At 66.3% G+C, this 21,804-nt stretch carries 24 protein-coding genes; 21 read left to right on the top strand and 3 right to left on the bottom strand.

Going from position 1 to position 21,804, the window contains the following annotated elements; genetic code table 11:
• The first annotated feature begins 184 nt into the window (after positions 1-184).
• The 9 genes from IP86_RS04685 to IP86_RS04725 all read left to right on the top strand — a co-directional run bounded on the left by IP86_RS04685 (position 185) and on the right by IP86_RS04725 (position 7,616).
• On the top strand, positions 185-532 hold the full coding sequence (locus IP86_RS04685; protein WP_054161360.1) for a DUF2958 domain-containing protein: 348 nt from the start codon (positions 185-187) through the stop codon (positions 530-532).
• A gap of 337 nt (positions 533-869) precedes the next feature.
• Complete coding sequence (locus tag IP86_RS04690) at positions 870-1,649, top strand: DUF2285 domain-containing protein (protein WP_502693985.1); 780 nt, start codon at positions 870-872, stop codon at positions 1,647-1,649.
• Positions 1,650-1,732: 83 nt separating this feature from the next.
• Positions 1,733-2,014 (top strand): helix-turn-helix transcriptional regulator, encoded by a 282-nt coding sequence (locus IP86_RS04695; protein ID WP_054161395.1) that lies wholly within the window; start codon positions 1,733-1,735, stop codon positions 2,012-2,014.
• Between the two features lie 26 nt (positions 2,015-2,040).
• On the top strand, positions 2,041-2,898 hold the full coding sequence (locus IP86_RS04700) for a replication initiator protein A (protein WP_054161361.1): 858 nt from the start codon (positions 2,041-2,043) through the stop codon (positions 2,896-2,898).
• 253 nt (positions 2,899-3,151) lie between these two features.
• Positions 3,152-3,790: a ParA family partition ATPase gene (gene parA, locus IP86_RS04705; RefSeq protein WP_023114174.1), complete on the top strand. Its 639-nt coding sequence runs from the start codon at positions 3,152-3,154 to the stop codon at positions 3,788-3,790.
• Entirely contained in the window at positions 3,787-4,059 is a 273-nt protein-coding gene (locus IP86_RS04710; protein ID WP_054161396.1) for a hypothetical protein, read from the top strand. The genes parA and IP86_RS04710 overlap by 4 nt, the downstream gene beginning before the upstream one ends.
• Positions 4,056-4,598 (top strand): DUF2840 domain-containing protein, encoded by a 543-nt coding sequence (locus IP86_RS04715; protein WP_054161362.1) that lies wholly within the window; start codon positions 4,056-4,058, stop codon positions 4,596-4,598. Before IP86_RS04710 ends, IP86_RS04715 begins: the two co-directional genes overlap by 4 nt.
• Positions 4,595-5,182, top strand: a complete 588-nt coding sequence (locus IP86_RS04720; RefSeq protein ID WP_054161363.1) for a S26 family signal peptidase — start codon at positions 4,595-4,597, stop codon at positions 5,180-5,182. Before IP86_RS04715 ends, IP86_RS04720 begins: the two co-directional genes overlap by 4 nt.
• Positions 5,183-5,618: 436 nt before the next feature.
• On the top strand, positions 5,619-7,616 hold the full coding sequence (locus IP86_RS04725; RefSeq protein ID WP_054161364.1) for a relaxase/mobilization nuclease domain-containing protein: 1,998 nt from the start codon (positions 5,619-5,621) through the stop codon (positions 7,614-7,616).
• A 64-nt stretch (positions 7,617-7,680) separates the two neighbouring features.
• Here the strand turns inward: IP86_RS04725 and IP86_RS04730 are convergent, their stop codons facing one another.
• From IP86_RS04730 to IP86_RS04740, 3 genes are read right to left on the bottom strand one after another with little or no spacing between them, the layout of a single operon-like run.
• Positions 7,681-8,811: a Kelch repeat-containing protein gene (locus IP86_RS04730; RefSeq protein ID WP_245290535.1), complete on the bottom strand. Its 1,131-nt coding sequence runs from the start codon at positions 8,809-8,811 to the stop codon at positions 7,681-7,683.
• Positions 8,812-8,833: 22 nt separating this feature from the next.
• Entirely contained in the window at positions 8,834-9,331 is a 498-nt protein-coding gene (locus tag IP86_RS04735; protein WP_156332400.1) for a DUF4405 domain-containing protein, read from the bottom strand.
• On the bottom strand, positions 9,324-10,826 hold the full coding sequence (locus IP86_RS04740) for an FAD-dependent oxidoreductase (RefSeq protein ID WP_054161397.1): 1,503 nt from the start codon (positions 10,824-10,826) through the stop codon (positions 9,324-9,326). The genes IP86_RS04735 and IP86_RS04740 overlap by 8 nt, the downstream gene beginning before the upstream one ends.
• Positions 10,827-10,870: 44 nt before the next feature.
• Between IP86_RS04740 and IP86_RS04745 the strand changes: the two genes are divergently transcribed.
• The 12 genes from IP86_RS04745 (at position 10,871) to trbL (ending at position 21,801) form a co-directional block, all read left to right on the top strand.
• Positions 10,871-11,359 carry a MarR family winged helix-turn-helix transcriptional regulator gene (locus tag IP86_RS04745; protein ID WP_054161367.1) on the top strand — a complete coding sequence of 163 codons (489 nt, stop codon included), beginning with the start codon at positions 10,871-10,873 and terminating at the stop codon, positions 11,357-11,359.
• A 23-nt stretch (positions 11,360-11,382) separates the two neighbouring features.
• Positions 11,383-12,297, top strand: coding sequence for a LysR family transcriptional regulator (locus IP86_RS04750; RefSeq protein ID WP_054161368.1), 915 nt, complete (start codon positions 11,383-11,385; stop codon positions 12,295-12,297).
• 25 nt (positions 12,298-12,322) lie between these two features.
• Positions 12,323-12,550: an EexN family lipoprotein gene (locus tag IP86_RS04755; protein ID WP_054161369.1), complete on the top strand. Its 228-nt coding sequence runs from the start codon at positions 12,323-12,325 to the stop codon at positions 12,548-12,550.
• Between the two features lie 216 nt (positions 12,551-12,766).
• Positions 12,767-14,770, top strand: coding sequence for a conjugal transfer protein TraG (locus tag IP86_RS04760; RefSeq protein WP_054161370.1), 2,004 nt, complete (start codon positions 12,767-12,769; stop codon positions 14,768-14,770).
• Positions 14,767-15,231 (top strand): ribbon-helix-helix protein, CopG family, encoded by a 465-nt coding sequence (locus tag IP86_RS04765; RefSeq protein WP_054161371.1) that lies wholly within the window; start codon positions 14,767-14,769, stop codon positions 15,229-15,231. Before IP86_RS04760 ends, IP86_RS04765 begins: the two co-directional genes overlap by 4 nt.
• Entirely contained in the window at positions 15,228-16,283 is a 1,056-nt protein-coding gene (gene trbB / locus IP86_RS04770) for a P-type conjugative transfer ATPase TrbB (RefSeq protein ID WP_054161372.1), read from the top strand. The genes IP86_RS04765 and trbB overlap by 4 nt, the downstream gene beginning before the upstream one ends.
• A gap of 101 nt (positions 16,284-16,384) precedes the next feature.
• Positions 16,385-16,672, top strand: a complete 288-nt coding sequence (locus IP86_RS04775; RefSeq protein WP_473829054.1) for a TrbC/VirB2 family type IV secretion system protein — start codon at positions 16,385-16,387, stop codon at positions 16,670-16,672.
• The gene (locus IP86_RS04780; RefSeq protein WP_053245687.1) at positions 16,669-16,941 is read left to right on the top strand and encodes a VirB3 family type IV secretion system protein; all 273 of its coding nucleotides are present in this window, start codon (positions 16,669-16,671) and stop codon (positions 16,939-16,941) included. The genes IP86_RS04775 and IP86_RS04780 overlap by 4 nt, the downstream gene beginning before the upstream one ends.
• Before the next feature lie 9 nt (positions 16,942-16,950).
• Positions 16,951-19,410 (top strand): conjugal transfer protein TrbE, encoded by a 2,460-nt coding sequence (gene trbE / locus IP86_RS04785; RefSeq protein WP_054161374.1) that lies wholly within the window; start codon positions 16,951-16,953, stop codon positions 19,408-19,410.
• Positions 19,407-20,135: a P-type conjugative transfer protein TrbJ gene (trbJ, locus tag IP86_RS04790; protein WP_024100058.1), complete on the top strand. Its 729-nt coding sequence runs from the start codon at positions 19,407-19,409 to the stop codon at positions 20,133-20,135. The genes trbE and trbJ overlap by 4 nt, the downstream gene beginning before the upstream one ends.
• A gap of 11 nt (positions 20,136-20,146) precedes the next feature.
• A complete protein-coding gene (locus tag IP86_RS04795) occupies positions 20,147-20,446 on the top strand; it encodes an EexN family lipoprotein (RefSeq protein WP_054161375.1) in 300 nt (99 codons plus the stop codon).
• The gene (trbL, locus tag IP86_RS04800) at positions 20,443-21,801 is read left to right on the top strand and encodes a P-type conjugative transfer protein TrbL (protein ID WP_054161376.1); all 1,359 of its coding nucleotides are present in this window, start codon (positions 20,443-20,445) and stop codon (positions 21,799-21,801) included. The genes IP86_RS04795 and trbL overlap by 4 nt, the downstream gene beginning before the upstream one ends.
• The last annotated feature ends 3 nt before the right edge of the window (positions 21,802-21,804 follow it).

Here is a 21,804-nt window from a genome sequence, read left to right on the forward strand (position 1 = left end):
AACCACGTTATCTTTAACTCATTCATAAAAATCCCACTGTTTTGCGCTTCTACAGAAATCAACACTTACGGGTTTCAACAAAGGCGCGAAATAAAGGAACCGCAATTGTGTTTATGCACAAATCCGTCGATACGGCTGTACGCCTTCACGCTTTGGCGGATTCGTGTAGCCGGAGAGCATCGCCATGAACCTGCTCATCACCGAGGACGACCGTGCCCGGCTGCTGGCCCACGGCGAGGCCCGCGCCGCTGGCCGGGTCTTCGACCCGATGCCCGTGGTGCGGCTGTTCACCCCCGACGCGCACCTCATCTGGCTGCTTGCTGCGCTCGATCCCGCCGATGGCGATACCGCCTGGGGCCTCATCGACCTGGGCATCGGGATGCCGGCACAAGGCACCGTCAAGCTGTCCGACCTAGCCGGCATCGTCGGGCCGCTCAAGCAGCCCGTAATGCGGGATCGGTATTTCCAGCCCGCACGGGCCTTGTCGGAATACGTCCGGCTGGCCCAGGAAAACGGCGGCATTGTTGACTGATGCTGCGCGCCACAGCGCAGCCGAGCGTATCGAGGCTATTTTGGCCTCACTCCAGACATATTAGGTCTGAATATCCGCTCTTGCCCCGAAGTGGGGCGTTTATGCTCGAAACGGCCATGATCCCCGGCTCGGGATGCGGCACGGTATCCCATGCCGCGCTGCATCTGGCGCACCTGCGGCCGTCGCTATTCGGACGTTTTCAGCAATGCACGGGAGCCGATCGGTCTTGACACCGCCAGCTACAGCTTAGGCCCACTTTTGAACGCGATCTTGATCCGGTAGCTCCCGCCCTTTGCCGCCGTGGCGACGTTCCTGCTGTTCGACGGGAGCTTGCGTCATGGTCATGGCTAGTCCACACCATCTTGCGCACTGGTATCCGACCGCCGCCTACCTCTACGTGTTGTGGCTGGATACGCTTGCGCTCGCTTGGGAGTACCTGCGCCGAAACCCCGACTATCGGCTCGACTGGCTGCGCCGTCATCGCCGCCCGCAAGCTGCACAAGACGCTGCGCTGCGCTGGGGCTTGCGCCTGTTGGAAGACCCGGCCCTGGATGCGCGAGACGCACATCCGGCCTGGCTGCCCGGCTATGCGGCCGTGGTGCAGCTCTATCCCGACGCTGATCCACCGCCTGATGCGGCGGCCTTCGCGTTCTGGAGTCTTCCGGGCCACAAGCAACTGCTGCATGACGGCAAAGGGCTGGCGCTGATCGCGCGCAGCCCCGGCCGATGCTCGCGCTTCGCGCTGGCCCCCGGCCTGGAAGACGGCATGGCTGTCGCCTATGCACACCGCGGCGGCGCTGTCGCGCCTGCGCGCAACCAGCCGCCCAGCGTGGGCCTGGCCGTCGCCAAACCCCGGCCCACACCTGCCGCGCTGCTGGAATTGCACACCTTGCAGGCGCTCGACGCGACCCTGGCGGGCGCGTCATTGCGCGAGGTAGCCGAAGGGCTGTTCGGCGCCGATGCCGTGGCCGATTGGTACAGCGATGGCGGCCTGCGCTCCAAGGTGCGTCGCCTCGTGCGGCGCGGCGACGCGCTGATGCGCGGCGGCTATCGCCGCATAGCACAGCTTCCGCCGCTTGAGAAGGGTCGTTCTGATGCGGACGCAAATCGGCCCTGATCGGAAACCCCTCGCTTCTTGAGACTGCCTCCATCCGGTCGCGCTGTGTGGCCGGGCGTTTTCAACCGATGGAGGTTCACACCATGCGTCCCGCTCCCTTGCGGCCTGCCGCCACTGTCTCGACCGCTGCTACGCAGCCTCAACGCTATCTCACCAACGACGAAGCCGCCGAGTACCTGCGCCTGTCGCCGCGCACGCTGGAGAAGCAGCGCGTGATCGGCGGCGGCCCGCGCTTTCGCAAGTTTGGCCGGCGCGTCATGTACGCCGTGGCCGACCTCGACACTTGGGCCGCCGACCGCAGTTTCGAGACGACCTCCGATCCCGAATACGCCGAGCACCACTCGGCCGACAGCCGTGCGCGCTGATCGGCGGCGCGCGGCAGGCCATCGCCATGTCCAGCACCGCGCTGCCGTCCCGGCAGCGGCCGTTGCAGGAGCGCGAACAGCTCGACCTGTTCCGCGCCTTGCCCGGCGACATGGCGCCGCGCGACAGCCAAGACCTGATGGCCTATCCGTTCTTCTCGCTCGGCAAGTCCAAGCGGGTCAAGCCCATCGACTTCCGCGCGGGCAACATCACGATCCGCGTGGAAGGCACGCAGGAGCACGGCATCGCCACGATTTGGGATGCGGACGTGCTGATATGGGCGGCCTCGCAGATCGTGGAGGCGAAGGACGCGGGTTTGCGCCCGTCGCGGCTGATGCGTGCCACGCCTTACGAGATCCTGCGCTTCATCGGGCGCGGCAAGTCGCTGCGCGACTACCAGCGCCTCAAAGCCGCACTCGACCGGCTGCAATCGACCACGGTTGCCACGTCCATCCGCGAGACGACCGGGCGGCGCCTGCACCGCTTCTCGTGGATCAACGAATGGAAGGAACTGGCCGATGCCAGCGGCACGCCGCTGGGCATCGAACTGATCCTGCCGGACTGGTTCTATGCCGGCGTGCTCGACGCCGCCCTGGTGCTGACCATCGACCCGGCGTATTTCCGGCTGACCGGCGGCATCGAGCGGTGGCTGTATCGGCTGGTGCGCAAGCACGGCGGCAAGCAAGAGCACGGCTGGCAGTTCGACTTCCGCTACCTGCACCAGAAGTCGGGCAGCACCGCAAAGCCCTACGACTTCGCCTGCGACCTGCGCGCGCTGGTTGCGCGGCAGTCGCTGCCCGGCTACGTCCTGGCCATCGAACGGATGCCGGACAACGGCATGGAGCTGCTGACCTTCCGGCCCGTGCCGCAGACGGCACGGGGATAACTCCGGGAAAGCCTGTGGATGGGGTCGTGCTATCAGGCGTGCGAGGTATCGTGCTATCAGGCGTGGGACTATCGTGCTATCAGGCGTGCCGATTGGCCGCAAACCCGCGCCAGCACTGGGTTTCCTCGACCTCTAACTTCCCTAACTTAATTTCTCTAACTTTTAGTAGGGAAACGCCGCTGCGGTGGACAACCACCACGCGGCCACGAACGCAGCAGCCAAAGCCCGGCTTTCCAGCATGGAGGGCCAGGCCATGATCGTCGCTTTGCTCAACCAGAAAGGCGGCGTGGGCAAGACCACGCTCGCCACGCACATCGCCGGCGAGCTGGCGATGCGCGGCCAGCACGTCGTGCTGCTGGACGCCGACCCGCAGGGTTCATCGCTGGACTGGACGCAGCGCAGAAGCCAGCAAGGCTTGCCACGGCTGTTCAGCGCCGTGGGCCTCGCACGCGAAACGCTGCATCAGGAAGCGCCAGAACTCGCCAGGCGGGCCGATCACGTCGTCATCGACGGCCCGCCGCGCATCGCCGCCTTGGCGCGCTCCGCGCTGTTGGCGGCCGAGCGCGTGCTGATCCCCGTGCAACCCAGCCCCTACGACCTGTGGGCCAGCGCCGAGATGGTGGCGCTGATCCGCGAGGCGCAGGTGTTCCGGCCTGCGCTGCGCGCGGCCTTCGTCATCAATCGGCGCGTCAGCACCACCGTGATCGGGCGCGAAGCGCGCCAGGCGCTCGCCGACCAGCCGCTTCCTGCGCTGCGCGCGGAAGTGCATCAACGCATCGTGTTCGCCGACAGCGTGGCCGCTGGCCGGCTTGCACGCGAGACGGCACCGGACAGCGCCGCCGCCCGCGAAATCACCGCGCTGGTGGACGAACTGCTGCGGTGGCCGACATGACAGCGAAGCCGCCACCGCGCGCCAAGCGCGTCGGCATCGGCGCACGTCCGCCCGCGAATCCGCACGCCGAGGCGTGGATTCGCCAGGGCGACGCCGATGCGCTGGGTAAGGGCGATCTCTACACCGCCCGCCTGACCCTCGACATCACGCCCGCCATGCGGGCGCGCATCAAGGTGTCGGCCTTCACGCAGGGCGTGACCGTGGCCGACCTGCTGCGCGACCTGTTGGAACGCGAGTTTCCAGAGCACCGCAGGGAGAACACACCATGATTACATCCGCTTCGTCTGCCTCCGCGCCTTCCGTCGCGGTCACGGCTGCGCTCGCAGCACCTGCCGGCCAGCCTGCCAGCGCGCCGCTGACGCGCGTGGCGCTGGCCTACATCGAACCGCGTTTCAAGCTCTATCTGCGCTTCGGTGAACCCGCGCGCACCCTCCAACTCGACCGCTGGCGGCGCTGCGCGGTGTTCCTGCCAGGCGCGGTGTTCTGCCGCATCCACTGGCACGCCAACGACTACGGCACCGTGCGCTGGCAGCTCATGGTGATGCAAGCCTGCACGCCGCTCGATGCGGCGCAGCGCATCCCAGGCGTGCAGCCGGGCGCGCGCCTGCTGCTGCACGCCGAGGGTGAGAACGCAGTGCGCGCCGTGCTGGAGCGCATCGACGCAATCGAGGCGCTGGGTATCGCGCCCGGCGGCACCTCGCTCGCGTACTGGCGCACGCTCGCCAACCGGCTCGCGGCGCGCCTGCCGCTGCCCGAATACACAGCCGAGCGACACGCCGCCTGGCTGACCGGGAGGGCGCTGCCATGACCACCGCTTGCGCTACCGGCACCGCGCCGCGTCCTCGCTCGCGCCTGCGCGCTCGCCTCGTGCTGGCGGGCCTGTCCGCCTGCGGCCTTGCTGCGCTGGCCTGGGCGTCCTTCGTGCATCCGTTGCCGCGTCTGATCTACAACCCGTCCGACAGTGTGGCGGTCGGCTGGTATCGCGTTGATCCGCTGGGCCACGGCACCGACTCGCTGCCACGTCCGTTGTCCGTGGGCAGCATCGTCCTGACCACGCTGCCGCCAGACGCCGCCACGCTGGCCGCGCAGCGCGGCTACCTGCCGGCGCGCGTGCCGCTGCTCAAGCGCGTGGGTGCCATCGCCCCGCAGGAGGTGTGTGTCACTGGCCGCGTCGTCCGCATCGACGGCGTGCCGTCTGCCGCCGCGCTGCCGGCCGACCGCTGGGGCCGGCCGCTGCCATCCTGGCAGCAATGCCGGCGCCTTCAATCCGGCGAACTGTTCCTGCTCAGCACAACCAACCCGGCGTCGTTCGACAGCCGGTATTTCGGGCCGGTCAGCGCGTCCGCCGTGATCGGCGTTGCGCATCCGGTTTGGCTGGAGACACGCCCATGATGGCCGCCGATTCGCTGCACGTTGCCGTGCATCTCATCGTGCCATCTGGCGTGCCGATTCAGTGGCTTTCCGCATGTCGTCGCGCGTGCAGTGCGAGGGCATCCGCACCGCACTTCGCGCTGCCTTCCCATGTGCAGGCGTCTTGCCTCGAACGCTGCCGGCCTATGGCCGTCGCCACGTTCGCCGGCGCGCTGGCTGCTCGCGCAGCAGCGCAGCCGGGCCGCCGCTGCCCGGAGCGCCAGCGAGGGGCAAAGGCGGAAGGCAAGACAAAAGGACGCGGCACCGGGCCGCGTCGAAAGCCAGTCTGCACATGGGGGTGGCGCGGCACGCAACGGCTTCGCCGCCGTGCCGCTTATGGCGCGAGGCCCGCGCCAATGCAGGCATGTCCGCGTGCTTCGCACGACAGGACACGCCAGAGCTTGCAGGAAGCGCAGCCATGAGCGACCGCCGCGACAACGATTTCCGCGTTCGCCCCAGCGCCCCGAAGAACCGGGGCAAGGGCCAGGGGCAGAGCTTTGTTTCCAAGGTGCTCAAGCAGGCGGGCAAGGCCAGCAGCGGCAAGTTCACAGTGCGCCGTCCTGGCGCGGCGGGCGGCACCAGCAATGGAACCGGCCAGCGGCCCGGCTCGCGCCTCGGGCGCGGCCATACGGCGGCGCGCTTCGCAGGTGCGAAGCTGACGCCCATGTCGCGGCGCGTGACCATCAAGACGCTGCTGGTGAACCACCAGCGGGCCAGCCCGCAGTCGCTCGGCAAGCACTTGCGCTACATCGAGCGCGACGGCGTGGGCCGTGATGGCGAGCCGGGCCAAGCCTACGGGCCGCAAACCGACGCCGCCGACCTCGACGCCTTCAAGGAACGCTGCGCCGACGACCGGCACCATTTCCGCTTCATCCTCTCGCCCGAGGATGGCGCGGAACTGGAAGACCTGCGCACCTACACGCGGCACCTCATGGGGCGCATGGAGGCCGACCTGGGCACGGGCCTCGACTGGGTTGCGGTCAACCACTGGAACACCGACAACCCGCACACGCACATCGTCGTGCGCGGGCGAGACGACACCGGCAAAGACCTCATCATCGCGGGCGACTACATCGCCGACGGCTTCCGCCATCGCGCCGCCGAACTGGCGACCGAATGGCTGGGGCCGCGCACCGAGCTGGAGATCCAGCAGACCTTGGGACGCGAGGTGGAACAGGAGCGGTGGACGAGCCTGGATCGCACCTTGAAGCGCGAGGCCGGCGACGATGGCCTGGTGCATGTCGAACGGCTCAACGAACCCCGCTTGCAGCGCCAACGCCTGCTGCTGATCGGGCGCCTGCAACGCTTGCAGCGCCTGGGCCTGGCCGACGAGACGCAACCCGGCACCTGGGCCGTCCATGCCGATGCGGAAAAGACCTTGCGCGCCCTGGGCGAGCGCGGCGACATCATCCGCACCATGCAGCGGGCCATGCGCGGCGAGCCGCGCGAGCTGGCGGTGTTCGAGACGGGGGACGATGGCCGAACCATCCTCGGCCGCGTGGCCGCGAAGGGGCTGGCCGACGAGCTGCGCGACCGGGGCTATCTGGTCATCGACGGCGTGGACGGCAAGGCCCACTACGTCGCGCTCAACGCCCGCGATGAACTGGCGAACTATCCGGCCGGGGCCGTGGTGGAGGTGAAGGGATCGGCCGACGTGCGCGCGGCCGACAGGAACATCGCCGCGCTGGCGAGCGATGGCCTGTACCGCACCGATCATCACCTGGCCGTGGCGCAGGGCCAGGCCGTACCGGGCCGCGACCCGCAGGAGGCCGTGGCGGCCCACGTCCGCAGGCTGGAAGCCCTGCGCCGGGCCGGCATCGTGGAGCGCGTGGCCGAAGGGCTATGGAAGGTGCCGGGCGACCTGCCCGAGCAGGGCCGCCGCTACGACGCGCAGCGCCTGGGCGGCGTGGCCGTGGAGCTGAAATCGCACCTGCCCATCGAGCGGCAGGCCCGCGTGATCGGGGCCACCTGGCTCGACCAGCAGTTGATCGGCGGCGGCTCGGGCCTGGGCGACCTGGGCTTTGGCGGCGAGGCCAAGCAGGCGATGCAGCAGCGCGCCGACTTCCTGGCCGAACAGGGACTGGCCGAGCGACGCGGACAGCGCGTGATCCTGGCGCGCAACCTGCTGGGCACGCTGCGCAACCGGGAGCTGGCGCAGGCCGCGAAGGACATAGCCGCCGACACCGGCCTGGAGCATCGCCCGGTGGCCGACGGGCAGCGCGTGGCCGGCATCTACCGGCGTAGCGTCATGCTCGCCAGCGGTCGCTACGCGATGCTGGACGACGGCAAGGGGTTCAGCCTGGTTCCGTGGAAGCCAATGATCGAGCAGAAGCTGGGCAAACGGGTAGCAGCGACAGTACGCAGTGCCAGTGCGTCTTGGGATTTCGGACGCAGCCGTGGCCCTTCCATCGGTTGAGTCAGTTGCCCTTGACCACTCTTTGCAGATTCAGCTCGCGGTCGCGCGTCCGAGTGCAAGAAATTCAGCTTGATGTCAGCGTGAAAGCCTCATGCACGGCGGACTGGACGGAGCCACCAGTTACGGGGCCACCTCCTGCCACGTAGATCGTGTCTCCAATGGTTGCGGCCGCGACTGCATGACGCGGAGTTGGCATTGGCGCATGATGCTGCCAGCTATCAGTGGCCGGGTCGTAGCTCTCCATCTGCCCATAGACCTTCGCTTGCGTGATCCGGCCATTAGCGGAAATACCGCTTTCTCCACCCATCGAAAAAATGCGATCGCGATAGACCACCAAGCCATGACCCGAGCGTGCCGTCGGCATCGGGGCGCGTGGCTCCCACGTATCCCTATCCGGGAAGTACACATGGTGTAGGTCGGTGTTGTACTCGAACGTATTGAAGCGGCCGCCGATGACGTGGATGACGCCGTTACGAGCGACGCAGCCGACATGATCGCGGGCACCGGGCAGTGCCTTGCGCAATGTCCATCGGTCAGCGTCGGGATCGTAGGCTTCGTGCCAGCCGACACTGGCGCGTTCCTCCTTGGGAGCGGAAGCGCCGCCGATGAGGTGCACTCGCCCTTCGAGCACGACGGCTGCCGCCGCGCCGCGCGGCCGCGGCAAGGGCGCGATCGGCTCCCAGCGATCGGCGTCCACCACGTAGGCGTAGGCGTTGTTGACCGGGCTTCTGTTCTGCTCCACGAAGCCGCCGAGCGCATATACGCGGCCTGCGAGAGCGGCGACGGCAACGTGGTTGGCGCCGCGCGGAAGCGGTGCCGCGACGTACCAGCGATCCTCGGAAGGCTCATAAACATGGTGATAGGTTCGATCGACGCGGCCCTCCCCATATCCACCGATGACGTGCAGGCGACCCGCCCACGCAGCTCCCCAGGCCATCTCGCTGCGCGGCAGCGGCAATAGCGCTCTCGAAGTCCATCGACCCAGCGACCCAAGAGGCGCAGGACTCGCCGTGAGACGCTCGGCCTGCTCGCCGGGCATCAGGTGATCCATCATCGCGCCGCCTTGATGCAGGCGAGCAAAGGGCGCTAACGATGGCGTAGCAGGCTTAAGAACCGGTGCTGCTTTGGCAAAGCCAACTGCCGATGCGCCGAGCATCATGAGTGTCGAGCGCCGCGTCAGGGAAAATCTGGACAAGGTGCGTCTCCTTTCGAGGGTTTCATTCCGGCAAAAATACGATCCCTAAAAGTCGATTCTCACCAACGCCAGATTGGAGGGAAATCTCCCGGATCGACTGCTGGCCGGTCGCAACGATCCCATGTGCCTTGAACCTGCCAATGAGAACATCCGGCTCCATGTGAGTTACACCAGCCAGTGACGACAGTGGAGCATCGACCAAGGCCAGTTCGATGGGTCTTTTCATCTGTGGGCCTGTCATGCGGCCCCAAGAGAAGAGCGACGCTGCAACAACACCCGCAAAGATGATCGCAATGGCCTTGGTTCCCGCAGACTTGAAGTGATTTTTGAATGGACGGAAGTTGGCCGTGATGTGTCCGGCGGCGCCGGCCAGGAAGAACCAGGAAAACCACTGATGCACCACTACCACGAGGCCGCGATCCAGCTCGAAGAACATCAGAACGCCGGTGGCCGACATCAGCAGAAACGAGCTGATCGTCAGCGGCGTGGCCCACGATCGCACGGCAGGAAATTTAGGCACGGCTATTCACCCCGACTTCGTTCAAATACTTTTTCAAGGCTGCTGTTTCCCCGGACGCAACGATTGCGCCGATGTAGCCATCAGGGCGAACTAGCACCCAGTCGCCAGGAGAAGGCGCGTAGGCATCGACAAAATGGCCGCCTTCGTCGATGACATCACCACTTTGGCCGAAGACGTGCACGCGCAGCCCCGGACGTGGCGACACGCTCGCGGGTGCGACGCCATAACCCAGCAATGTCCAATGCGGGCCAGCGAACAATTCAAAGAGCCGGATCGGCTGTCCTGCCGCACCGCGAACCGGGGCATCAGGGGCACGATCCCCTGCGAGCAGGCCGTCACTGCGCTCGGGCGCTTCCAGCGCAAGAGAGGATTCCGGATACCCGATATCGAGTTGGTGCACTTCACGGCCACGGCGGTTCTCACCCCGTTTGAGGGCATCAAGTAACTTCGTTGCAAGACCGAGCATGGCGGCCGCGACGGGTCGGCGTTCTTCCTCGTAGCTATCAAGGAGCGCATCGGGAGCGCCGGTAGTGACCGCCGCCAGCTTCCATCCCAGGTTGTAGGCGTCTTGGACACTCGTATTGAGTCCCTGGCCGCCTGTCGGCGGGTGAATATGCGCGGCGTCGCCGACCAGGAACACGCGACCGTCCCTGTAGCGATCCGCCAGACGCGCATTCATGTTGTAGGCCGAAGCCCAGGAGACGGACTTGATCTGCACATCATTGCGGCCGGTGCGCTCGGCCACCATCGCGGTCAGGCCCGCAGCGGACATATCCACATCGCCTTCGAGAGGGATAGGCGCCTGAATCTGGAATAGCTCAGTGCCCGCAAGCGGACATAGCGATAGCTGCCGCTCCATCGAACCTTCATTGAAGCGATGCCAGGCATTGCGCTCTATGCCGGTGAGGATGACATCCGCCACGATGGCCCGGACACCCAGGGTCTTGCCCGGAAAGCCGATGCCGAGCGTGCTACGCACGAAACTACGGCCACCGTCTGCGCCGACGAGATACCGCGCGTGGACGGTCTCCGCACCTGCTCCGGCGGCGATCCGCGCGGTCACACCGTCTTCGTCTTGATCGAATCCGACCAGTTCGCAGCCGTATTCAACCTGCACGCCGAGTTCGGCAAGTCGCTCCCGCATGACCCCTTCGGTCAGGAATTGGGGCACCAGCAGCGGCAGGTGATAAGGCTCGGCGGGTGTGGGCTGAACATCCTCGACCACTGCGGACTCTGCATAGCTTCCGTCCTCGCGGTATTCGCGCTGGGGCGGATAGATTCCGCCGGCCGCGACAACGCGGTCGATGATGCCCAGATCCTCGAAAATTTCCTGTGTTCGCGGTTGGATGCCCTTGCCACGTGAGCCGTTGAAGGGCTCGTTCATCTTCTCGATCAGGCGGAATGGCACGCCGCGTCGCGCTAGCTCAATGGCAAGCGTGAGGCCGGCTGCGCCCGCTCCGCAGATCAGAACGCCAGTCGTCAGGTTGGTTGTCATCATCGCTCCAATGAGTGTATTATGCACGCAATGGGAGGCATTCTATGTCGTCAAAGAAAAGCGTGCAAGATGCACGCATGTCTGAGCAACTCAAGGCGCTGCACGGTGCCCTCATAAGCATTGTTAGCGCGATGAACCGGCCACAGCGCGACGAGAAGCTGATCGAAGCCGCGGGCATCCGGCTCGACCGGGCGTTGTTTCCCCTTCTGATCGGAATCGAACGGCTGGGGCCGATCGGCGTGATGGACTTGGCTGATCGTGCGGGACGGGACTACACCACCGTCAGCCGTCAGGTCGCCAAGCTCGAAAGCCTGGGTCTCGTGAAGCGTCAGGAGAACGCCGTCGATCGTCGCGTGCGCGAAGCTGTCATATCGCCGAAGGGCAAGGCGATGACGGTTCGCATCGACGCTGCACGCGAACGGATCGGTCGCGTGATTTTCAGCACCTGGGCCAAAGAAGACATCGAGGATCTCGTTCGGCTGATGCAGATGTTCGCTGTTGCGTTGGAGGAAGAACCGCCGGTCGGTTCTTAAGTGGATCAGTAGAGGCAGAGGCAATGGAACTTCGACATCTGCGTTGCTTCCTCGCTGTAGCCGAAGAACTCCATTTCGCTCGCGCGGCCGAGCGACTGCACATTGACCAGTCGCCGCTGTCCCGCACTATCAAGGAGCTGGAGGAAGAACTCGGTGCCCGATTGTTCGTTCGCACAACCCGTAGCACGCAGTTAACTCGCGCTGGACGGTTGTTCCTAGAGCACGTTCAGCGTGTATTCGTAGCGTTAGAGCAGGCCAAAGATAGCGTCAAATCCGCCGCCAACGGCTTTCATGGTCAGTTGCGCATCGCTTTGTCAGACGGCATCACGCCGTCGCGGTTGCCGGCTTTGCTGGCGCGTAGCCGCGAAGAAGAACCCGAGGTAGATATCCGACTGTTCGAGGTTCCGCTGGCTCAGCAGATCAAGGGTCTGCATGATGACCTGTACGACGCCGGGTTTTCGATGGCCGAAGAGGCAGGCGATGGCATTTTGGTCAATTCCGCTTGGGAGGACGAATTGATGGTTGCTGTGCCTGCTCGCCATCCCGTGCTCGCCTTCAAACAGGTTCCGTTGAAGGAAGTGCTGCGCTATCCCCTAGCACTAGGCGACCCAGCCATCTGCGAAGGTCATGCACGCCAAGTTGATCGAATTCTTCGCGCATGTGGACAGGAGCCGCTAATCGCGCAGCACGTGGCGACCTTCGATGTGATGTTTGCCCTAGTTTCCGCAGGGCTGGCATTGGGCTTGGCGGGCGAGGCACACATCGCTTCCAGCCGCGAGCCGGGCGTCGTGGCCCGCCGTTTGACGGGCAAGCCGACCATGCTCACGACTTATCTTCTTCGGCGCGATGCGGAGCCGTCCGAGATGCTGGCTCGATTCATTGAACGAGTTGCTTTTATTGATTCGGCGGATGATCTCGGAGCCGCCGATGATTCCTGAACCATCCTATGAAAGGAATGGAACCATGAACAAAATGATGTTGCTGATGTTGGCCACCGCGCTGACCGGATGCGGCCCCTCTCAACCTTCGGAAACCGTTGACTACCTTGTGGCCCATCCCGAGCGCATCAAGGAACTCCAGCGCCAATGCAAGGAGGATCGCGCGAAGGTCGGCGACGAACTCTGCGTGCGTGCGGCCGAGGCCGCCAAGCGGCGCTTCTTCGGCGATCGGCCGGAGCAAAAGACGCAGTAATACCCGCCGCCGTCGCACCGCTGCGACGAAGTTCGCGCTGTTACCTCGACACGCCGCAACGCTCTCGCGTTAGCGGCGTTTTTATCGTCTTCGCTCCAACAAGAAATCTTGTCTTTTTGGCCTGAATTGCCGCCATAACGGCCTTTGACCGGCCTGCGCAGACGCCTTGACCCTCGTCGTTGCGGCACTCCCTCGTGCCGTGATCGGAGGCAGGCAATGCAAGGGACGAACGTGCTGTTCGGCCAGATCGCCGTGGTATTCGGCATCGTGGTCGCCGGTGTGTGGAGCGCCACACAGTGGACAGCCGCCGCCCTGGGTTATCAGCTACGCCTTGGCTTGCCCTGGTTCGATTTCTTCGGCACGCCGGTCTATCACCCGTGGCGGTTGTTCGAGTGGTGGTTCTTCTTCGATGGCTACGCACCGCGCATCTTCGACATTGGGGGCGCCATCGCGGGCGGCAGCGGCCTTGTGGCCGTACTCGTTGCCATCGGGATGTCGATCTGGCGCTCGCGGCAATCGCGCCTCGTCACGACCTATGGCTCGGCCCGCTGGGCGAACGCGGAGGACATCCGCAAGGCGGGCCTCACACGGCCGGCCGGCGTCTTCCTCGGTCAGCACGACCGGCAGTACCTGCGGCATGAAGGCCCGGAACACGTCCTGACCTTTGCGCCCACGCGCAGCGGCAAAGGTGTCGGCCTGGTGGTGCCGACGCTGCTTTCCTGGCCCGCGTCCGCCGTCGTCCACGACATCAAGGGCGAGAACTGGCAAATCACCGCAGGCTGGCGCTCGCGCTTCTCGCATTGCCTGCTGTTCAACCCCACGGATGCGAAGTCGGCGGCCTACAACCCGCTGCTGGAGGTGCGGCGCGGCGCGCATGAAGTGCGCGACGTGCAGAACATCGCGGACATTCTGGTCGATCCCGAGGGCGCGCTTGAACGCCGCAACCATTGGGAGAAGACCTCGCACGCGCTGCTGGTCGGGGCCATCCTGCATGTGCTGTATGCCGGCGAGGACAAGACGCTGCGCGGCGTCGCCAACTTCCTCAGCGACCCAGCCAGCCCCTTCGAGCTGACCTTGCATCGGATGATGACCACGCCGCACCTCGGCGATGGCCCGCATCCCGTCGTCGCTTCGGCGGCGCGCGAAGTGCTCAACAAGTCGGACAACGAGCGTTCCGGCGTGTTGAGTACCGCCATGTCGTTCCTCGGCCTGTACCGCGATCCCACGGTGGCCGAAGTCACGTCGCGTTGTGATTGGCGCATCGCCGATTTGATCGCGGCCGAGCATCCGGTGTCGCTGTACCTGGTGGTGCCGCCTTCGGACATATCGCGCACCAAGCCGCTCATCCGCCTGATCCTCAACCAGATCGGGCGACGCTTGACCGAATCGCTCGACGGCTCCGACGGCATCGAGCGCCGCCACAAGCTGCTGCTGATGCTCGATGAGTTTCCGGCCCTGGGCCGGCTCGACTTCTTCGAGACGGCGCTGGCCTTCATGGCGGGCTACGGCATCCGCAGCTTCCTCATCGCGCAGTCGCTCAACCAGATCGACAAAGCCTACGGCCAAAACCATTCGATTCTGGACAACTGCCATGTGCGCGTGACGTTCGCCACCAACGACGAGCGCACCGCCAAGCGCATCTCCGAGACGCTGGGCACCGCGACTGAGCTGCGCGCGCAGCGCAACTATGCGGGCCATCGGCTCGCGCCCTGGCTGGGACACCTGATGGTGTCGCGCCAGGAGACGGCCCGCCCGCTGCTGACGCCGGGCGAAGTCATGCAGCTTCCGCCCGACGACGCCGTGGTCATGGTGTCCAGCGTGGCACCGATCAGGGCCAAGAAGCTGCGCTACTACGCGGACGCGAATTTCAAGCGGCGCGTGCTGCCGCCGCCGGCGCTCGTCGTTGGCCGCTATGCAGATGCGCCGCCATCGCGCCCGGACGACTGGAGCGGGCTGGCGATCCCTGCCGTGCCCGCCGTGCCTGCGGCCGGTGCCGCCGACGGCTTTGGAGCCTCGGGCGACGACGGCGGCCCACGCCGCCAGCCCGAGCTTTCCGAAACCGCCGCCTACGACCCCGAGCTGGCCGCGCCCGCCGCCGACCTTGGGCTGCTCGATGACGACGACGACCTACCGCTTCCACTCCCGCGCCAGTTCGACCCGGCCATGCAGCGCACGGCCCGGCTGGCTTCCCTCGACCCCAACGACGGAATCGAGCTATGAGCCATTACCGCCTGAACCTCTTTATCCAGCCCGAGCACGCCCGGCGCCTCGATGAACTCGCCGCCAAGAAAGGCGTGTCCAAGTCGTCCATCGTCGCGGCGGCGCTCGCATCGTGGCTGTCGCCCGATGCCGCCGACCAACGCGAGGCGGCCATCGCCAAGCGTCTTGATCGCCTTTCGCGCCAGGCCGAGCGCATGGAGCGCGACCAGAGCATTGCCATCGAAACGCTGGCGCTGTTCATCCGCTACTACCTGACCGTCAGCACGCCGGTTCCCGAAGCGCACCAAGACGCGGCCCGTGCGCAGGGCAAGGCGCGCTTCGAGCAGTTCGTGGAGCAGCTTGGCCGCCACCTGCTGCGCGGGCGCAGCCTCGTGCGCGACGTGGTGGAGGAACTGCATCCCGACCCGATGCGGATGGAGGACGCGGTAGCGCAGACCGAGGCGCGGGAGCGTGCGTTATGAGCGCCGCGCCGCAGTTCTCGCCCGAGCCGCGTTCGTCCGCTGCGGCCTCGCTCGACCGGCGCATCCAGATGCTGCGCACGGCAATGGGGCCGCTGATCGCCACCGCGCTCGAAGACCCCGACGTGGTGGAAATCATGCTCAACCCGGATCGCACCCTTTGGGTGGATCGCCTGTCGTCGGGCCGCGCGCCTATGGGCGTGGAAATGCCCGAGGCCGATGGCGAGCGAATCATCCGCCTGGTCGCGGCCCACGTCGGCGCGGAAGTGCATCGCGGTCAGCCGCTGCTATCGGCCGAACTGCCCGAAACCGGCGAACGCTTCGAGGGCATCTTGCCACCCGCCGCACCGGGGCCGGCCTTCGCACTACGCAAACGTGCCATCGGCGTGATCCCGCTGGAGCGGTACGTCGTGGACGGGATGATGACCGCCGCCCAGGCGGGTTTTCTCGTTCGCGCGGTGCGCGAGCGCAAGAACATCCTGATTGCCGGAGCCACCAGCAGCGGCAAGACCACGCTCGCCAATGCCTTGCTCGCTGAAATCGCCGCCACGGGCGACCGCGTGCTGGTGCTCGAAGACACGGTGGAACTGCAATGCGCGGCCCGCGACCACGTTCCGCTGCGCACGCGCGCGGGCGTGGTGTCCATGACCGAGCTGGTGCGCTCGTCCATGCGCCTGCGGCCGGATCGCGTGGTAGTCGGCGAGGTGCGCGGCCCCGAGGCGCTGGATCTCATCAAGGTGTGGGGCACCGGCCACCCCGGCGGCATCGCCACCATCCACGCGGGTTCCGCGCTGGGCGCGCTGCTGCGCATGGAGCAATTGATTCTCGAAGTGGCGGTGAACCCGCCCCGTGCGCTGATCGCCGAGGCCGTGGACGTGGTGATCCACATCGCCGGGCGCGGGCACAAGCGCCGCATCGAGAGCATCGCCCGCGTCGTTGGCTTCGACGGCGTGGGCTACCAACTGGCGGACGCGATGGATGCGCCGTTTCCCGAGCTGCCATCGCAGTCCGACCTTTCTTCCCCGTCCCTCAACCACCCTGGAGAACTGCCATGACGCAGATGCACGTTCCTGCTTTCCGTTTTTCCGTAAATCCGCCTTCGCGCCTGTCCGGCCTTGCCCGGCTGCGCCGCTTGGCTCGCCCTGCGCAGCAGGGAATGATGATGGCTGCGGTAATGCTGTTCATGGCCGGGACGGCAAAGGCCGCCGGTTCCTCGATGCCGTGGGAAGGGCCGTTGCAGTCGATCTTGGAGTCGATCCAAGGGCCGGTGGCGCGCATCGTGGCGGTCATCATCATCATCGCCACGGGCCTCGCGCTCGCGTTCGGCGACACGTCGGGCGGCTTCCGCAAGCTGATCCAGATCGTGTTCGGCTTGAGCATCGCGTTCGCCGCGTCCTCGTTCTTCCTGTCGTTCTTTTCGTTCTCGGGCGGGGCAGTCGTATGAGCGGCCCGGACAGCTTCGCGGCCGGGTTCGAGGTGCCGCTGCATCGTTCGCTCACCGAGCCGATCTTGCTGGGCGGCGCACCGCGCACGGTGGCGATCGCCAACGGCACGCTGGCCGCCGCCGTCGGGCTGGGCCTGCAACTGTGGATTCCCGGTGCTGTGCTCTGGATCGTCGGCCATGCGCTGGCGGTATGGGGCGCGCGCCTCGATCCGCAGTTCATGGCCGTGTTCGCCCGGCACATCAAGCACCGCCCGCTGCTGGACGTGTGAGGTGATGCCATGCTGAACCTCGCCGAATTCCGACAGCGCCCGGCCTTGCTTGCCGACTGGCTGCCCTGGGCCGGGCTGGTCGCGCCGGGCGTGGTCTTGAACAAGGACGGCAGTTTCCAGCGCACGGCGCGGTTTCGCGGGCCTGACCTCGACAGCGCCACGCAAGGCGAACTGATCGCCACGTCGGCGCGCTTGAACAACGCGCTGCGCCGGCTGGGTTCGGGCTGGGCCTTGTTCGTGGAGGCCGAGCGCCGCGCTGCTGCCGACTATCCACACTCGGATTTCCCCGAGCCGCTTTCGTGGCTGGTGGATGAGGAACGCCGCGCAGCATTCGAGGAATCGGGCAACCACTTCGAGAGCGGCTATCACCTGACGCTGGTGTACCTGCCGCCCGAAGAATCGCGTGCCCGTGCAGCGGGAATGCTGTACGAGAACCGGCCCACCGAGGGCGTGGACTGGCGCGAGCGCCTGACCGCCTTCGTGGCGGAGACGGATCGCATCTTTGATTTGCTCGATGGTGTGATGCCGGAAATCGCCTGGCTGGACGACGCGCAGACGTTGACCTACCTGCACGCCACGGTATCGACGCGGCGCTATCGGCTGGCGGTGCCCGAGGTGCCGTTCCACATTGACGCGCTGCTGACCGACTCGCCGCTGGTCGGCGGCCTGGCGCCCATGCTGGGCGACCAGCACCTGCGCGTGGTGTCGGTGCGCGGTTTTCCGACCTCGACCTGGCCGGGGATTCTGGACGACCTCAACCGCCTGGGCTTTGCGTATCGCTGGAGTACGCGCTTCCTGTGCCTGGACAAAGCCGAGGCGGAAAAAGAACTCGCCCGCCTGCGCCGCCAATGGTTCGCCAAGCGCAAGAACGTCATCGCGCTGCTACGCGAAACGATCTTTCAACAAGAAAGCCCGCTGGTCGATACCGACGCCAGCAACAAGGCTGCCGACGCGGATGCGGCCTTGCAAGAGCTGGGCAGCGATCAAGTCGCCTTCGGCTATCTGACGGCGACCGTCACCGTCATGGACGCGGACGCCGACGCAGCCGACGAGAAGCTGCGCATGGTGGAGCGCGTCATCCAAGGGCGCGGCTTCGTCACCATTCCCGAAACGCTCAACGCCGTGGATGCGTGGCTGTCCTCGCTCCCCGGCAACGCCTACGCCAACGTGCGCCAGCCCATCGTCTCGACGCTGAATCTGGCGCACATGATGCCGCTGTCGGCGGTATGGGCCGGCCCCGAGCGCAATGCTCACCTCGACGGGCCGCCGCTGATCGCCACGCGCACCGACGGCGCGACGCCGTTCCGGCTGGTGACGCACATCGGCGACGTGGGCCACACGCTGGTCGCCGGCCCGACCGGCATGGGCAAGTCGGTCTTGCTCGCCACGCTGGCGATGCAGTTCCGCCGCTATCGCGGCTCGCGCATCTTCGCGTTCGACATGGGGCGCTCGATGCGCGCCACGATCCTCGGGCTGGGCGGCGAGCACTACGACCTGGGCACGGATGGCGAAATCGCCTTCCAGCCGCTTGCCCGTATCGACCGCGAAGGCTACCGCACCTGGGCTGCCGAATGGATCGAAGGCCGCTTGCTGCACGAAGGCGTGGCGGTCGGCCCCGACGAGAAGGCCGCCATCTGGTCGGCACTCGGCAGCCTCGCCGGTGCGCCGGTAGAGCAGCGCACGATGACCGGGCTGTCCGTGCTGTTGCAGTCCAACGCGCTGCGCCAGGCGCTCGCGCCGTATGTGCTCGGCGGCGCGCACGGCAAGCTGCTGGATGCCGATCACGACCGGCTGGGCAGCGCCGACGTGCAGGGCTTCGAGATGGAGGAGCTGATGCACAGCAAGGCCGCCGTCATGGCCGTGCTGCATTACCTCTTTGCGCGCTTCGATGAACGCTTCGACGGTGCGCCCACGCTGCTGATCCTCGATGAAGCCTGGTTGTTCCTTGATGACCCGGTGTTTGCCGCGCGCATCCGCCAATGGCTCAAGACGCTCAGAAAAAAGAACGTCAGCGTCATCTTCGCCACGCAGAGCCTTGCCGACATCAAGGATTCCAGCATCGCGCCCGCGATCATCGAAAGCTGCGCCAGCCGCATCTTCTTACCCAACCCGCAGGCGACCGAGCCGCAGATTCGCACGATCTACGAGGGCTTCGGCCTGAACTTGCGGCAGATCGAAATCGTCGCCACCGCGCAGCCCAAGCGCGACTACTACTACCAATCCCGCCTCGGCAACCGCCTGTTCGACCTCGACTTGGGGGCGGCTGCGCTCGCGTTCGTAGGCGCTTCCACGCCGCAAGACCAGCGCGACATAGACCGCGTGCTGCTGGATGCCGGCGTGCCCGGCTTCGCCGGCGCTTGGCTACGCCATCGCGGCCTCGATTGGGCGGCTGACCTGCTGCCCTCGTTCCCCGGCCTCACGCCGGGTTCCCTCCGTACCGCTGACCACCCACAGGAGAACCAGCCATGAAAAAGCGACTCATCGCCGCTGCCGTCGCGGCCATGCTTTGCACCGTTTCCACCGTACACGCGCAATGGGTCGTGATTGATCCCACGAACCTTGTGCAAAACACGCTGACCGCGATTCGCACGCTGGAGCAGATCAACAACCAGATCCAGCAGCTCCAGAACGAAGCGCAGATGCTGATGAACCAGGCGCGCAACCTCGCCAGCCTGCCGTCCAGCGTGGTCGGCCAGTTGCGCACCAACCTGGCGACGACCGAGCGGCTGATCGCCCAGGCGAAGGGCTTGGCCTACGACGTGACGAATCTGGATCAGGAGTTTGCGCGCCTGTACCCCGAGCAGTACGCGGCCACCGTCAGTGGCGACCAGATGTACCGCGACACGCAGGAGCGTTGGAAGAACACGCTCAACGGCTTGCAGACCACCATGCAGATGCAGGCGCAGGTGTCGCAGAACCTGGGCGTTGACGAAACCGTGCTGGCCGACCTCGTGGGCAAGAGCCAATCGGCCGAAGGCGCGTTGCAGGCGATGCAGGCCATGAACCAGTTGCTCGCCTTGCAGGCCAAGCAGTCGATCCAGTCGCAGCGGCTCCAGATCACGCAAGACCGAGCCACCGCACTGGAGCTGGCGCGGCAGGCCGCAGCCACCGAGCGCGGGCGCGAAGTGACGCGGCGCTTCCTGGGCAGCGGCACGCCGTACACGCCGCAGCCCGTCAACTTCTACAACCCCTGACGGGTGCGGCCATGAAGAACGCGCCCGTCCTGTTCGCTCTCGCTTCCCTGTTCGCCGGGTGCGGCCGGCCGCCTTCGGTGGACGCGCTGGCCGCCGACCCGTCCCGGCTGCACGCGCTACGCGCGCAATGCCGCGCGGGCGAGCACGGCGGCGCGTTCTGCGCGCAGGTGGCCCGAGCCGACCTGCGCCGCTTTCTCTCCGGCAAGGCCGGCCCCGGCGAGTACCAGACGCTCGCCGACCTGCCGCCGATTCCACCCAGCTTCGATGAACCCGCCGATGACAACGGGCCTGGGCAGGAGAACTCGCCATGAATGACGTGACCATCATCGACCGCTTCCTCGATACGTTCTCGCGCTACATCGACTCGGGCTTTGGCCTGCTGCATGGCGAGGTGGCGTTTCTGACCGCCACGCTGATCGTCATCGACATGACGATCGCCGGGCTGTTCTGGGCAATGAGCCATGCCACCGGCCAGGGCGAAGACGTGATCGCCAAGCTGATCCGCAAGGTGCTCTACGTCGGTGCCTTCGCCTACATCATCGGCAACTTCAACTGGCTGGCCGGCATCGTGTTCCGCTCGTTCGCGGGCCTGGGCCTGACGGCCAGCGGCTCGACCTTGAGCATGGAGAACTTCCTGCATCCGGGAAGGCTGGCCAAGATCGGCATCGACGCCGGGGCGCCGATCCTCGACCAGATCGGCGACATGGCGGGCTTTCCCGAGGTGTTCGTGAACATCACGCCCATCGTCGTGATGTTCCTCGCGTGGCTGATCGTCCTGCTGTGCTTCTTCGTGTTGGCGATCCAGCTTTTCATCACGCTGATCGAGTTCAAATTGACGACGCTCGCGGGCTTCGTGCTGGTGCCGTTCGCCCTCTGGAACAAGACCGCGTTCCTTGCCGAAAAGGTGCTGGGCAACGTGGTGTCGTCGGGCATCAAGGTGCTGGTGCTGGCCGTCATCGTGGGCATCGGCTCGGGCTTGTTCGCCGAGTTCCAGGTGCAACCGGCCGAACCCTCCATCGACCATTCGGTCGTCGTCATGCTGGCCTCGCTGACCCTGCTGGCGCTGGGCATCTTCGGGCCAGGCATTGCGACCGGGCTGGTATCGGGCGGCCCGCAACTCGGCGCGGGCGCGATGGCCGGCGCCGCGCTGGGCGTGGCCGGCACCGCCGTTGCCATCGGCGCAGCGGCCACGGGCGTCGGCGGCGCTGTCGCTGCCGGCGCACGCATGGCCCCGGCTGCCGCCAAGCTGGCCGGCAACGGTGCTCGTGCCGCTGCTGGAGCCGCCAGCAGCGCGAAGTCGGCGTTCCAGGCTGGCTCCGCTTCTGCTGGTGGTGGCCTCAAAGGTGCTGCCGCTGGCGTGGGCAATGTCGCCAAGACCGGCGCACAGGCGGCCGGGCAGAAGGTGGCGCAAGGCGCGCGTTCCATCCGCGATCGCGCCGCCACTGCGTTCAGCGCCGATGCGCCTGCATCCGCACCCACAGCGGGCAGCGGTGCCCCCAGCAGCGACGCGCCGCCTTCCACGCCGCAGGAGCAACCCGCCTGGGCGAAGCGCCTGCACCGGCGCCAGCAACTCACCCATGCCGCGACGACCGCCGCCCACACGCTGCGCGGTGGCGACGGTGGCGCTTCCAGCCAAGGGCCGAGCCTGCGCGATTCCGATTCCTGATCT

The organism is Rhodopseudomonas sp. AAP120 (assembly GCF_001295845.1).
Lineage (GTDB): Bacteria > Pseudomonadota > Alphaproteobacteria > Rhizobiales > Xanthobacteraceae > Rhodopseudomonas.